The organism is Stenotrophomonas sp. STEN056 (assembly GCF_056759635.1).
Genome location: NZ_JBRRDL010000001.1, coordinates 123,544 through 137,245 on the forward strand (window position 1 = coordinate 123,544; position 13,702 = coordinate 137,245).

Here is a 13,702-nt window from a genome sequence, read left to right on the forward strand (position 1 = left end):
GCTTACAGGTCGAACAATTTGCCCGGGTTCATCAAACCCTTCGGATCGAACGCGCGCTTGACCCCGCGCATCAGGGTGATTTCGGCGGCATCGCGGGTGCTGTCCAGGTACGCCTTCTTGACCAGGCCAATGCCGTGCTCGGCCGAGATGCTGCCGTGGAAACGGTGCAGCACCTGCGCCAGCAGCTTGGTGACCTGCTCGCATTGGGCCAGGAAATCAGCATCGCTCGTGTCGTCGGGCTTGAGCACGTTGATGTGCAGGTTGCCGTCGCCGATATGGCCAAACCAGACCACCTCGAAATGCGGGTAGGCGCCGTTGATCAGGGCCTGTGATTCGGCAAGGAACGCCGGCATCGCCGAAATGCGCACCGACACATCGTTCTTGTACGGCTTGTAGCGCGCCACCGACTCGGTGATGCCTTCGCGCAGACGCCACAGCTGCTGCGCCTGCGCCTCGCTGGTGCTGATCACACCATCGAGCACCCAGCCCTGCTCCATGCAATGCTCAAAGGCCGCCATCGCTGCTGCCTCGCCCGCTTCGTCGGCCGAGGCGTATTCGGTGACCACGTAGTACGGGTGGATTTCCTCGAACGGATACTGCGCGCCATGTGCGGTGACATGGTGGACAGCGCGGTCGGTGAAGAACTCAAACGCCTCCAGCTGCAGACGCTCGCGGAATGCGGAGAACACCTGCATCAGCACCTCGAAGGAAGGCAGCGCCAGCAGCATCACGTTAGTGGTCGGCGGCGGATCGGTGAGCTTCAGCGTCGCCTCCACCACGATGCCCAGCGTGCCTTCCGAGCCAATCATCAGCTGGCGGAAGTCATAGCCGCTGGAATTCTTGATCAGGCCCTTGTTGAGCTCCAGCAGCTCGCCGTTGCCGGCCACCACTTTCAACCCTGCCACCCACTCGCGCGTATTGCCGTAGCGGATCACCCGTATGCCGCCGGCATTGGTGGCGATGTTGCCGCCGATGGAACACGAACCGCGCGCGGCGAAATCCACCGGGTAAATCAGGCCATGTTCGCGCGCCGCGTTGTGCAACGCTTCCAGCGGCATGCCGGCCTGCACGGTCAAGGTGCGGTCCACGGCGTCAAAACTCACTGCCTTGTTCATGCGTTCCAGGCTGAGCACCAGCTCGCCATTGGCTGCCACCGCGCCACCGGACAGGCCCGTGCGGCCGCCTGACGGCACCACCGCCACCGATTGTTCGTTGGCCCAGCGCACCACGGCCTGCACTTCTTCGACGGTGGCCGGCAAGGCAATCGCCAGCGGCGCAGGCGTCCAGCGCCGGGTCCAATCCCGGCCGTAGTGCTCCAGGTCGGACGGATCAGTCTTCAAACGCAGGCTGGGGCAGGCTTGCTGCAGGGCGTGCAGGCGCGGGTCGGTCATGGCGGGAGGTTCTGGGACGCGAAAGCAGGCAAGCGTGCCAGCCACGCAGCGCGCCGTCCAGCCGGGCCTTCATGCGCACACAACAGCGCAGGTAAATTCAGTTGAAACCTTTTTCCATCAATATCTTGGCGCATGGCGCAGCGCACCAAAGCGCCACAGGTTCTGGCATAGTGAGCGGCCACCCACTCTGTGCCGTCGTGCCCGACATGTCGCCCAAGAAGACCTCGTTTCCGAAGCAGGACATCCGCGTTTTGTTGCTTGAGGGGGTCAGCCAGACCGCCGTGGACACCTTCCGGGCTGCCGGGTACTCGCAGATTGAGCTGTACAGCAAATCGCTGCCGGAAGACGAGCTGAAGGCGCGCATCGCCGAGGCCCACATCGTCGGCATCCGCTCGCGCACGCACCTCAGCGCCGATGTGCTGGCCCATGCCAAGCGGTTGATCGCGGTCGGGTGCTTCTGCATCGGAACCAACCAGGTGGACCTGGAAGCGGCCGAGCTGGCCGGTATCCCCGTGTTCAACGCGCCCTATTCCAACACCCGCTCGGTAGCCGAGCTGGTCATCGCCGAGGCGATCCTGCTCACCCGTGGCGTGCCGCAGAAGAACGCCGAGTGCCACCGCGGCGGCTGGTCCAAATCCGCGTCGGGCAGCCATGAGGTGCGCGGCAAGACCCTGGGCATCATCGGCTACGGCCACATCGGCACGCAGGTCGGCGTGCTGGCCGAAGCGTTCGGCATGAAGGTGATCTTCCACGACATCGAAACCAAGCTGTCGCTGGGCAACGCACAGCCGGCCATCAGCCTGGACGACCTGTTGCAACGCTCGGACATCGTCACCCTGCACGTGCCGGAAACCCCGTCCACGCAGTGGATGATCGGCGCCGACCAGTTGGCCCGCATGAAGCCAGGCGCACACCTGATCAACGCCGCCCGCGGCACGGTGGTGGACATTGACGCGCTGGATGCGGCGCTGCGCTCGGGCCACATCGGTGGTGCGGCGGTGGACGTGTTCCCGGTCGAGCCCAAGGGCAATGGCGACAGGTTCGAGTCCCCCCTCACCGCCCATGACAACGTGATCCTGACCCCGCACGTCGGCGGCTCCACGCTGGAAGCGCAGGACAACATCGGCATCGAAGTGGCCGCCAAGCTGGTGCGTTACAGCGACAACGGCTCGACCCTGTCGGCGGTCAACTTCCCCGAAGTCACCCTGCCCGAGCACGCGCAGAGCACGCGCCTGCTGCACATCCACCGCAACGTGCCCGGCGTGCTGTCCAAGATCAACGAGATCTTCTCGCGCCATAACCTCAACATCGACGGCCAGTTCCTGCGCACCGATCCGCAGGTTGGCTACGTGGTCATCGATATCGCTGCCACCGAAGAACAGGCCGGCGCCATCCGCGAGGAACTGGCGTCGATCCCGGGCACGCTGCGCACGCGCGTTCTGTACTGATACATGCCTCACCGCAGCGGCGCGGGTCGCGTGGGCGTTCAAGCCCGCTGCGGCCCGCGCCGTTGTTGCATTGAATGGTCAGTCCGCGCCCACCGGCTTCCATGACGCGCTGTACAGGCGCCACTGGCCGTCCACCTCGCGCCAGCCGCTGACCACTTCCTGCATGTCACCGCGTTCGGGCACGAAGCGGCCACCGCCCCCGGCCAGCAGCACACTGAAACGCACAGTTGCGGTGGTGGCGGCACCGGCCCCCATTTCCACCGACAGCGGCCCGGTCTGCACCGTCACCTTGGTATTGAGCAGCAACTGGCCCTTGAGCAGGCGCTCCAGGCCTGCACGATCCAGCCCGCCATTGCCGACGAAGTCATCGGCCACCGACGCCATGAAGTCGTTCGGCCTGTCCTTTTCCACCGATTCCTGCATTGCAGCAATGGTCTGCCGTAGCCGCTGTTCCGGCGGCTCCCGCCCACAGGCGGCCATGGAAAGCATGATCACCGCACAAAGCATGCAGTTGAGGACTGTTCGGATCATCCAATCTCTTCGCCTTTTCAATTCGTAACGGTATGCTGCGCCAATGGCCCTGCAGCGTGATGCCGGGCCTCACCACTAGATCACATCCATTTCCTGGAGGGGAAGATGAATCAGGAACGTCCCTGGCTGCAGAGCTACCCGGCTGGCGTGCCGGCTGAAATCGACGTCAACGAATTCCGTTCCGTCGCGGCCGTATTCGACACCTCCGTGGCCAAGTTCCGTGATCGTCCCGCCTACTCGAACTTCGGCAAGGTGCTCACCTATGGCGAGGCCGACGTGCTGGTCACCCAGTTCGCCGCCTACCTGCTGGGCGAGCTGCAGCTGAAGAAGGGCGACCGCGTCGCGGTGATGATGCCCAACTGCCTGCAGTACCCGATTGCTATCTTCGGCATCCTGCGCGCCGGCCTGACCGTGGTGAACGTCAACCCGCTGTACACCGCGCGCGAACTCAAGCACCAGCTGGTGGACGCCGATGTCTCGGTGCTGGTGGTGGTCGACAACTTCGGCGAGACCGTGCAGCAGGTCATCGCCGATACGCCGGTCAAGCAGGTCATCACCACCGGCCTGGGCGACATGCTCGGCTTCCCCAAGGGTTCGATCATCAACTTCGTGCTGAAGTACGTAAAGAAGATGGTGCCGGACTACCACCTGCCCAACGCGGTCCGTTTCAAGGAAGCATTGAACCTGGGCAAGCGCCATGCGCTGCCGCCGGTGGAGATCAACCACGACGACATTGCCTTCCTGCAGTACACCGGCGGCACCACCGGCGTGGCCAAGGGCGCGATGCTCACCCATCGCAACCTGATCGCCAACATGCAGCAGGCCTCGGCCTGGATCAGCGCCTCGGGCGTCAAGCCCGGCGAGGAAGTGATCATCACCGCGCTGCCGCTGTACCACATCTTCGCGTTGACGGCCAACGGCCTGGTCTTCATGAAGCTGGGCGGCCTGAACTACCTGATCACCAACCCGCGTGACATGAAGGGCTTCGTCAAGGAGCTCAAGAACAACCGCTTTACCGCCATCACCGGCGTCAACACGCTGTTCAACGGCCTGCTCAACACCGACGGCTTTGCCGACGTGGATTTCTCCTCGCTCAAGTTCGCACTGGGCGGCGGCATGGCCGTGCAGCGCGCCGTGGCCGAGAAGTGGAAGAAGGTCACCGGCGTCACCCTGGTGGAAGCCTACGGCCTGACCGAAACCTCGCCGGCGGCCTGCATCAACCCGCTGGATCTGAAGGAGTACAACGGCGCCATCGGCCTGCCGATTCCCTCCACCGATGCCTGCGTCAAGAACGACGACGGCCAGATGGTGGCCATGGGCGAAGTGGGCGAGCTGTGCATCCGTGGCCCGCAGGTGATGAAGGGCTATTGGCACCGCCAGGATGAAACCGACAAGGTGCTCGATGCCGAAGGCTGGCTGCACACCGGCGACATGGCGCGCATGGATGAAAACGGCTTCTTCTACATCGTCGACCGCAAAAAGGACATGATCCTGGTGTCCGGCTTCAACGTGTACCCGAACGAGATCGAGGACGTCATCGCGATGATGCCCGGCGTGCTGGAAGTGGCCGCGGTCGGCGCACCGAGCGAGAAGTCCGGCGAAGTGGTGAAGGTGGTCATCGTCAAGAAGGACCCGAGCCTCACCGAAGAGCAGGTCAAGGCATTCGCCCGCGAAAACCTCACCGGCTACAAGCACCCGCGCATCGTGGAGTTCCGCAAGGAGCTGCCCAAGACCAATGTCGGCAAGATCCTGCGCCGCGAGCTGCGTGATTCCAAGCCGGAAGCCTGATTCCGGCGGCGAATGGCTGAGACAGAAGCCCTCCCCTCACCGGGAGGGCTTTTTGTTTGGCGGTTACGACTTGGGCTTTGCTCTTATGCCGTCATTCCCGCGCAGGCGGGAATCGCTCTTTGGATTTTCGCTCTTTGCTTTTTTTGTTTTTTGTTGAATCCACGTACGCTGAGACTATCCGCAAGAAGCAATTCCCGCCTGCGCGGGAATGACGATCTGAGGGGTGACGTAGAAGGCCAAAGCGATTCCCGCCTACGCGGGAATGACGATCTGAAGGGTGGTGTGGAAGGCCAAAGCGATTCCCGCCTACGCGGGAATGACGACCTGAAAGAAACCGAGGAAAGCCATCTCCTGCGCCGTCGCATTATCGGCATCGCGGCCAAGGCCGCTCCTACATTGCATGCACCCGCCGCTGCTGCGTGCCCTGCGAGGCCCATGAAAAAGCCTCCGTGTTTCCACGGAGGCTTTTCTACATCGCACAACGCTGGATCAGTTTTCCGGGCGCATGTACGGGAACAGCAGCACGTCGCGGATCGAGGCACGGCCGGTCAACATCATCACCAGACGGTCGATGCCGATGCCCAGGCCGCCGGTCGGCGCCAGGCCGTATTCCAGGGCACGGATGTAATCGGCGTCGTAATGCATGGCTTCGTCGTCGCCACCTTCCTTCGCGGCCACCTGGGCCTGGAAGCGCGCGGCCTGGTCTTCCGGATCGTTCAACTCGGAGAAACCGTTGGCCAGTTCCTTGCCGTTGACGAACAGCTCGAAACGGTCGGTATAACCCGGCTCGTTGTCGCTGGCACGGGCCAGCGGCGACACTTCCACCGGGTGATCGGTGATGAAGGTCGGCTGGATCAAGGTGTGCTCGACGGTGGCTTCAAAGATTTCCAGCAGCAGCTTGCCCCAGCCGTAGGACGGCTTGACGCGGATCTTCAGGCGTTCGCAATGGCGCAGCAGCGCGTCGCGGTCGGTGCAGTCGGCCGCCGAGATTTCCGGGTTGTGGTGGCGCACCGCTTCATCCATGCGCCAGCGGCGGAAGGCCGGGCCCAGATTGATCTGCGCGCCGTCCCACTCCACTTCGGTGCTGCCCAACACCTGCTGGGCAACATCGCGGATCACGCCTTCGGTCAGATCCATCACTTCGTTGTACGTGGCGTAGGCCTCGTACAGCTCCATCATGGTGAATTCCGGATTGTGGCGCGTGCTGACGCCTTCATTGCGGAAGTTGCGGTTGATTTCGTACACGCGCTCCAGCCCGCCCACGACCAGACGCTTGAGGTACAACTCCGGCGCCACGCGCAGGTAGAGGTCCAGGTCCAGTGCGTTGTGGTGCGTGTTGAACGGCTTGGCCGTGGCGCCGCCGGGGATGTAATGCATCATCGGCGTCTCGACTTCCAGGAAGTCGCGGCTGTCCAGCCACGCGCGCATGGCGCGGATGATCTTCGAGCGCTTGATGAAGACCTCGCGCGACTCCGGGGTCACGATCAGGTCCACATAACGCTGGCGGTAGCGCTGCTCGACATCGGCCAGCCCATGCCACTTGTCCGGCAGCGGACGCAGCGACTTGACCAGCAGGCGGATGCTGTCGGCACGCACCGAAAGCTCGCCGGTCCTGGTACGGGTCAAACCACCTTCGACGGCGATGATGTCGCCCACGTCCCAGCCCTTGAAGGCGGCGTAGGCATCTCCCAGTGCGGTGGACTGCAGGAACAGCTGGATGCGGCCGGACTCGTCCTGGATGGTGGCAAAGCTGGCCTTGCCCATCACCCGCTTGGCCATCAACCGGCCCGCCAGCTTCACCTTGCGGTTGGAAGCTTCCAGCGTTTCGGCAGTCCAGGCCTGCTCGTCCGCGAACTCCGCCTTTACCTTGTCGGCGAAATCCTCGCGACGGAAATCATTCGGATAGGCAATACCCTGCCCGCGCAGCGCCGTGAGTTTCGCGCGGCGCTCGGCGATGAGGCTGTTCTCGTCGACGGGGGGCTGCGGCGTTACCGGGGTCTGTTCGTTCATGGCATTGGCTTTGAATTTGGGGGAGAAAACGAAGGGCGGCGGCGTGAAGGCATCGCCGCACCGTACAACAATGCGGGTGGCCCGTATTGAAGGGCCACCCGGTCCTGCTCAGGCGTCGCTGCGCTTGGCGCCGGCTTCCAGGCCGGATTTCAGGCTGGCCTCGATGAATTCATCCAGGTCGCCGTCCAGCACCTTCTGCGTATCGGTACGCTCGATGCCGGTGCGCAGGTCCTTGATACGGCTCTGGTCGAGCACGTAGTTGCGGATCTGGCTGCCCCAGCCGATGTCGGACTTGGTGGCTTCAAGCGCGTCACGCGCGCTGTTGCGCTTCTGCACTTCCAGTTCGTAGAGCTTGGCGGCCAGCATCTTCATCGCGGTGTCGCGGTTCTGGTGCTGGCTGCGGCCGGTCTGGCAGGCCACCACGGTGTTGGTCGGAATGTGCGTGATACGCACCGCCGACTCGGTCTTGTTGACGTGCTGACCACCGGCACCGGAGGAGCGGTAGACGTCGGTACGCAGGTCGGCCGGGTTGATGTCGATTTCGATGTTGTCATCGACTTCCGGCGACACGAACACCGAGGTGAAGCTGGTGTGGCGGCGGTTGTCCGAGTCGAACGGCGACTTGCGCACCAGGCGGTGCACGCCGATCTCGGTCTTGAGCCAGCCATAGGCGAACTCGCCCTCGACCCGGAAGGTGGCCGACTTGATGCCGGCAACGTCGCCACCGGACACTTCCATCAGCTCGGTCTTCCAGCCGCGCGATTCGCACCAGCGCAGGTACATGCGCAGCATCATCTCGGCCCAATCCTGGGCTTCGGTGCCACCGGCACCGGCCTGGATGTCCACGAACGCGTTGCAGCTGTCCATTTCGCCGGAGAACATGCGCTGGAATTCCAGCTTCTCGATATGGCCCTGGTGCTTGTCCAGGTCGGCGATCACCGACAGCGCGGTGTCTTCGTCCTGCTCGCTCTCGGCCAGTTCCAGCAGTTCGGTGGCGTCATTCATGCCGTCCAGCACGGCGGCGATGCCACTGACGGTCTTGTCCAGCACCGAACGTTCCCGGCCCAGGGTCTGGGCGTACTCGGGGTTGTTCCAGATGTCGGGGTTTTCCAGCTCGCGGGTTACTTCTTCAAGACGCTCTTTCTTGGCGTCGTAGTCAAAGATACCCCCGGAGCGAAAGGACGCGATCGGTCAGATCGGTGATTCGCTGGCGGATGGGGTTGAGTTCGATCATGGTCGGTCTATCAAAAATGAGGCAGACAAGCGGGCAATTCTAACATCCGCTGGCGGCTTGAACTGATGCCCGCGGTTTTCTCACTGAATAGACGCCGGTTGCCGTTAGAATCGCGACCGGACCCGCCCACGCGGGGAACGGAAACCACGTCAACAAACGAAGGACACCCGCTTGAACACTCGCCCCGCCCGCCTTTTCGCTGCTGTCTCGATGACACTTGCGCTTGCTGCCTGCCAGAAACTGGGGGGCGTTGCCGGCGGCGACAACTCCCCGAAGCTGGGGGTCGGCGACACCGTATCCGGCGAAATCACCTCTTCCAGCAACCTCAACTACAACGACGGCAGCCGCCATCAGGGCTACAAGATGACCCTGAAGAGCGGCGAGGCGGTGTCGCTGGAGCTGGGCGGCGCCCTCACCGGCCAGTTGGCCGTGTTTGATGGCCAGAGCATGTTGGCCAATGCCTCCTCCGGCAGCTCCGGCGAAGGTGATACCACCGGCAGCTCGGTCAGTCTGGCCTTCCGCGCACCGAAGGACGGCACCTACCTGGTGGCCGTGAACGGCGCCAGCGCGCAGAGCTTTGGCCCGTTCAAGCTCAAGACCGCCCAGGTGGTGCCCTACGACGGCAAGCCGCTGGGCGACGACAGCCAGGCCATCGACTGGCTGGTGGGCGAGAAGCAGGAATACAAGCTCAAGGTGGACAAGGCCGGCCTGTACTCCATCAGGCTCGAATCCAGCGCGTTCGACGCCAAGCTTCAGCTGAACGGCCGCAACGTGGAGCTGGAGGACGACGACAGCGGCGGCCAGCTCAACGCCCGTATCCAGACCTATCTCGAGCCGGGTGAGTACACCATTGCCGCTTCCTCGGTGAACGGCAACACCGGCTCGTTCAAGCTCAGCGTCGCCCTGACCCCGACGCCCAATGGCCTGGTCACCCGCGACGGCACCGCCCTGACCATCGGCCAGCCGGCGCAGTCGATGATGGATTCGCGCGGCCGCCGCACGTTCGTGCTCAACGTGGACCGCCCGCGCCAGGTGCAGTTCGATGCCATCGCCGACAGCTTCGACTCGGTGCTGAAGATCACCGGCCCGGGTGTGGACGCCGAGGACGACGACGGCGGCAACGGCACCAACGCGCAGCTGATCCTGGACCTGCGTCAGGGCCGTTACATCGTCGCGGTAAGCAGCCTGGGCAGCCAGCAGGGCGTGTTCGAGCTGGAAACCACCGACCTGGGCTCCGACGTCGCTGCGCCGGCCAACGACAACCGCAAGAACGGTGCCGATGCGGCCGTCGAAGCGGCAGCCGATGCCGCGTCCGCCGCCGCTGATGCCGCTGTCATCCACTGACGGCAATTGACCTGCGCTGTCCGGTCCCCCGGCCGGCAGCGCCTGTACCCCGCAGAATGTCCGTGCTCGCGCAACCATGGCGCGGGCATCTGCACAACCTCCCCTGTTCCACCATAAGGAAGATCGAAGTGAAGCGATTTGCAGCAGGACTGCTGTCCCTGGCCATCGCCGCCGCCGTGAACGTCCCCGCTCACGCCGCCCCGGCCGCCCGCCCGCTGGCTCTCAACGCTGATGTTTCCGGCGAAATCACCTCCGCCACCCCGGTCAACTATGCCGACGGCACCCGCAGCCAGCTGTTCTCGCTGCAGCTGGCCGCCGGCCAGGCTGTTTCGCTGAAGCTGGAAGGCGCTCTCAATGGCACGCTGGCGGTGTTCCACCGCGACGCGCTGGTCGCCCGTTCTGAAGCCAGTGAAAACGGCGACAGCAGCTTGAGCGTGCGTGCCGACAAGGCCGGCGCGTACATGGTGGCCGTCAGCGGCGCCGACGCCCGCGCCTTTGGCCCGTTCCAGCTGTCGGTCGAGCCGATCGTCGCCTATGACGGCAAGCCGCTGACCGCAGGCCAGCGCATCACCGACTGGCTGCGCGGCGGTGACAAGAGCTACACCCTGCAGGTCACCAAGCCGGGCCTGTACACCATCGACATGGAATCCAGCGAGTTTGATTCGCGCCTGGAACTCAGCGGCAACGGCGTCAGCATGGAAGACGACGATGGCGGCAACCAGTTGAACGCACGCCTGATGGCGCCGCTGCAGCCGGGCACCTACACCCTGAAGGCCGCCGGTTTCAGCGATGCCGCCGGCGCCTTCTACCTGAGCGTGGAGCAGGCCGACCTGCCCGAAGGCCTGGTGTTTGAAGATGGCAGCGCGCTGCCGATGGACGGCTCGGTCAGCGGCTTCGTTGCTTCCGATGCCACCCGCAGCTTCGTGTTCACCCTGCCCGAGCGCCGTCGCGTGCAGTTCGATGCCACCAGCAACGACATCGACACCCTGCTGACCATGCAGGGCGGTGACCTGGTTCTCAGCGACGATGACGGCGCTGGCAACGGCACCAACTCGCGCCTGACCCAGGTGCTGGAAGCCGGCGAGTACAACATCTCGGTACGTTCGGTGAACGGCCGCGGCGGTGTGTTCCAGCTGGCCACCGTGACGTCCGCTGCCGGCCAGGCCGCTGCCCGTCCGGAGCTGAAGATCGGCCGCGAAATCCAGGGCCAGCTGCGCCCGGGCAACCGCGACCTGTACAACCTGGACATCCCGCGCAAGGGCAACTACGTGATCAGCATGGTCGGCAACGGCGGCCTGGACGGCATGATCACGCTGATGCGCAACGGCGAGGAAGTCGCCAAGCAGGATGACAGCGATACCAGCCTGGATCCGTCGCTGGAAATCGAACTGGAAGCCGGCCGCTATGTGCTGCTGGCACACAGCTTCGACTCCAACGCCACCGGCGGCTACCGCCTGCTGGTCCGCCGCAAGTAATCAGCTGCACGCACACGGAGGCCGGCATCACGCCGGCTTCCGCAGCAGCCACGTAATTCCGACAGTGCCGAGCCATGCTCGGCACTGTTTTTTTTCGATCTCACTTCAGCGACGCAGGGGTCCGCGTTACCGCCCATGGCCGGGCGGGGTTCGCGTGCAACGCACATCGGGCGGACTCAGACAGGCAACGCCGCGCGTTGGCCCTCGCTCAATTGCTGCCGCACCTGTGGCAGATAGCGGCGGCTGCAGGGCAGTTGCTGGCCGTCATCCATCTGCAGCCGCGCATCCCCTCCGTCCAGTGGCTCAATCGAGACCAGATGGGCGATATGGATCAGCCAGCTGCGGTGTACCCGAACAAAGCTGGCCGGGTCGAGCATGCCTTCCAGCGCCGTCATCGTGATCCGCAGCGGATAATCATGCCCCCGCACCCGAAGGTTGACGTAGTTGCCTGCGGCCTGTGCCCATTCGATGTCCTGCGTGGCCACCAGGAAGTCACGCCCCAGCTTGCGCACCAACAGCCGCTCCGGCCGCTCCACCGGCTCCAGCGGGGGGCCTTCATCGGGCGCGGCCAGCAACTGCGCCTCACCCTGCAAGCGGCGCAGCAGGAACTGGTACGCATGGGTGATCGCCACGATGAAGGCAAAGGTACGCGCGTCCTTGAGGTACTCGTACAGCAGGGCCTGCGGCAGCGAGTCGATGCTGTAGTCATCGCCCATCAACCGATAGACCAGGACGCGCAGCGCGAACATGGACAACACGTGCACCAGTGACACCGGCACACTGGCCAGCACATACCAGGGCAGCCGACGGCGCCAGTTGTCCAGGTGCAGCGGCAGGCGATTGCTGAACCAGACCACCGCCGGCACCACGATCAGCAACCACACCAGGCCACTGGAGAACTCCCATACCCAAGGTTCCCAAGCCTGCAGCGCGACCTCGCCATTGCGCCTTGCGTCCATCAACACGGTCAGCGCATTTCCGCTGCAGTTGATGCCGACCACCAGCAACCAGAACAGCATCTCGGTACTGCGTTGCCAGGGCCGGTAGCGCTCCAGCACATCACGTCCAGGGGTTTTATCCATCAGCGCATTCTAGGCCAGCGCCCCGTGCCGGCCGCTCCACTCCGTCCCTGGGACGCCGCCATTCGTCCCTTCGTCACCGCAATCGATCCCATCACCCGCCTCCGCGGCCTCGGCAATTGCCCCAATCACCACTCTTCTCGGACAAGGGGCGAACCAAGCAATGCAACGACGTCACGACCTGGATTGGCTGCGCGTGATCGCCTTCGGCCTGTTGGTGATCTACCACGTGGGCATGTACTACGTGAGCTGGGGCTGGCACGTGAAAAGCCCGCATGCCGGCGAAGGCCCGGAGCCGTTCATGCTGCTCACCAGCCCCTGGCGGATGTCGCTGCTGTTCCTGATCTCCGGTGTGGCAACCGCCTACCTGATGCGCAAGCTGTCCGGCGGCGTGCTGCGGCAACGGTCGCGACAACTGCTGCTGCCGTTGCTGTTCGGCATGTTGATCATCGTGCCGCCGCAGGCGTATCTGCAGGTCGTCGAGCAACTGCCCGGCGGCTATGGGGAGTCCTACCTGGCGTTCTATGCAAAGTACTTGAGCGGCTACCACGGCTTCTGCGGCAGCGACGGGGATTGCCTGCGGCTCCCGACCTGGAACCACCTTTGGTTTCTGCCCTACCTGTGGTGCTACACCGTGCTGGCCTGGCTGTTATGGAAGCTGCTGCCGGCCCCGGCCCTGGAGCGGCTGAGGCAATGGGCCGGCGCGGCCCTGCAGGGAGCAGGGGCACTGCTGGTGCCAGTGGCATTGCTGGCGCTGGCCCGCCTGCTGCTGGTGGCACGCTTCGAGCAGACCCATGCACTGACCGATGACTGGTACAGCCACGCCGAGTACGCCACCGTGTTCTTCATCGGCTTTCTTGCCGCTTTCGATACTCGCTTCTGGGAATCCCTGCAGCGGCTGCGCTGGGTTGCACTTGGGCTGGCGGCTGCCAGCTATGCCCTGATCACCTACTACTGGTACTTCGCAGGCTTCGGCGAGGCACAGCCCTTGCCGCTTGCGCTGCGGATGACCCTGCGCGTGGTGTGGGCAGTGGACCAGTGGTGCGCCATCGCCGCCCTGCTCGGCTTCGCCTACCGCTGGCGCCATGCCGACAGTGCTGTCCTGCGCTATCTGACCGTGGCGGTGTTCCCGCTCTACATCCTCCACCAGAGCGTGATCGTGGTGCTGGCGCACAGCCTGAAACCGGCAGCGATGGCACCGCCCGCCGAAGCCGCCCTGTTGATCGCCAGCACATTCGCGCTGTGCCTGGCAGCGAATGAACTGATCCGCCGCAGCCGCCTGCTCAGGCCCTGGTTTGGACTCAAACCCTTGCCGCGCCCGGCAGCGGAACCCCTGCCGGCAGCGCTGCGCGAGGGCGGCTGAGACGGTGTGGCAACCCGGCCGTGCAGGCAGCAATGACAC

At 64.2% G+C, this 13,702-nt stretch carries 10 protein-coding genes; 5 read left to right on the forward strand and 5 right to left on the reverse strand.

The window, feature by feature from the left end:
* Window positions 1–2: 2 nt before the first annotated feature.
* Entirely contained in the window at window positions 3–1,391 is a 1,389-nt protein-coding gene (locus ACVOLO_RS00680) for an FAD-binding oxidoreductase (protein WP_481568342.1), read from the reverse strand.
* Between the two features lie 206 nt (window positions 1,392–1,597).
* Here ACVOLO_RS00680 and serA point away from each other — a divergent pair, with 206 nt between their 5' ends.
* Window positions 1,598–2,839: a phosphoglycerate dehydrogenase gene (gene serA / locus ACVOLO_RS00685; RefSeq protein ID WP_481568343.1), complete on the forward strand. Its 1,242-nt coding sequence runs from the start codon at window positions 1,598–1,600 to the stop codon at window positions 2,837–2,839.
* A gap of 78 nt (window positions 2,840–2,917) precedes the next feature.
* Here the strand turns inward: serA and ACVOLO_RS00690 are convergent, their stop codons facing one another.
* Window positions 2,918–3,370 (reverse strand): nuclear transport factor 2 family protein, encoded by a 453-nt coding sequence (locus tag ACVOLO_RS00690; RefSeq protein ID WP_481568344.1) that lies wholly within the window; start codon window positions 3,368–3,370, stop codon window positions 2,918–2,920.
* 105 nt (window positions 3,371–3,475) lie between these two features.
* Between ACVOLO_RS00690 and ACVOLO_RS00695 the strand changes: the two genes are divergently transcribed.
* The gene (locus ACVOLO_RS00695; protein WP_481568345.1) at window positions 3,476–5,158 is read left to right on the forward strand and encodes a long-chain fatty acid--CoA ligase; all 1,683 of its coding nucleotides are present in this window, start codon (window positions 3,476–3,478) and stop codon (window positions 5,156–5,158) included.
* Window positions 5,159–5,647: 489 nt separating this feature from the next.
* Here the strand turns inward: ACVOLO_RS00695 and lysS are convergent, their stop codons facing one another.
* Both lysS and prfB read right to left on the reverse strand, forming a co-directional pair.
* Window positions 5,648–7,168, reverse strand: a complete 1,521-nt coding sequence (lysS, locus tag ACVOLO_RS00700) for a lysine--tRNA ligase (protein ID WP_481568346.1) — start codon at window positions 7,166–7,168, stop codon at window positions 5,648–5,650.
* Between the two features lie 108 nt (window positions 7,169–7,276).
* A protein-coding gene (prfB, locus tag ACVOLO_RS00705) for a peptide chain release factor 2 (RefSeq protein WP_481568347.1) occupies window positions 7,277–8,402 on the reverse strand; the annotation gives its coding sequence in 2 pieces (ribosomal slippage) (window positions 7,277–8,326 and window positions 8,328–8,402; 1,125 coding nt in all).
* A gap of 210 nt (window positions 8,403–8,612) precedes the next feature.
* Between prfB and ACVOLO_RS00710 the strand changes: the two genes are divergently transcribed.
* Both ACVOLO_RS00710 and ACVOLO_RS00715 read left to right on the forward strand, forming a co-directional pair.
* Window positions 8,613–9,746 carry a PPC domain-containing protein gene (locus tag ACVOLO_RS00710; protein ID WP_481568348.1) on the forward strand — a complete coding sequence of 378 codons (1,134 nt, stop codon included), beginning with the start codon at window positions 8,613–8,615 and terminating at the stop codon, window positions 9,744–9,746.
* Between the two features lie 128 nt (window positions 9,747–9,874).
* The gene (locus ACVOLO_RS00715; protein WP_481568349.1) at window positions 9,875–11,221 is read left to right on the forward strand and encodes an ABC transporter substrate-binding protein; all 1,347 of its coding nucleotides are present in this window, start codon (window positions 9,875–9,877) and stop codon (window positions 11,219–11,221) included.
* Window positions 11,222–11,397: 176 nt separating this feature from the next.
* On the opposite strand, the gene ACVOLO_RS00720 is transcribed toward ACVOLO_RS00715, so the two are convergent.
* A complete protein-coding gene (locus ACVOLO_RS00720) occupies window positions 11,398–12,303 on the reverse strand; it encodes a LytTR family DNA-binding domain-containing protein (protein ID WP_481568350.1) in 906 nt (301 codons plus the stop codon).
* A 160-nt stretch (window positions 12,304–12,463) separates the two neighbouring features.
* Here ACVOLO_RS00720 and ACVOLO_RS00725 point away from each other — a divergent pair, with 160 nt between their 5' ends.
* Window positions 12,464–13,663, forward strand: a complete 1,200-nt coding sequence (locus ACVOLO_RS00725) for an acyltransferase family protein (protein ID WP_481568351.1) — start codon at window positions 12,464–12,466, stop codon at window positions 13,661–13,663.
* The last annotated feature ends 39 nt before the right edge of the window (window positions 13,664–13,702 follow it).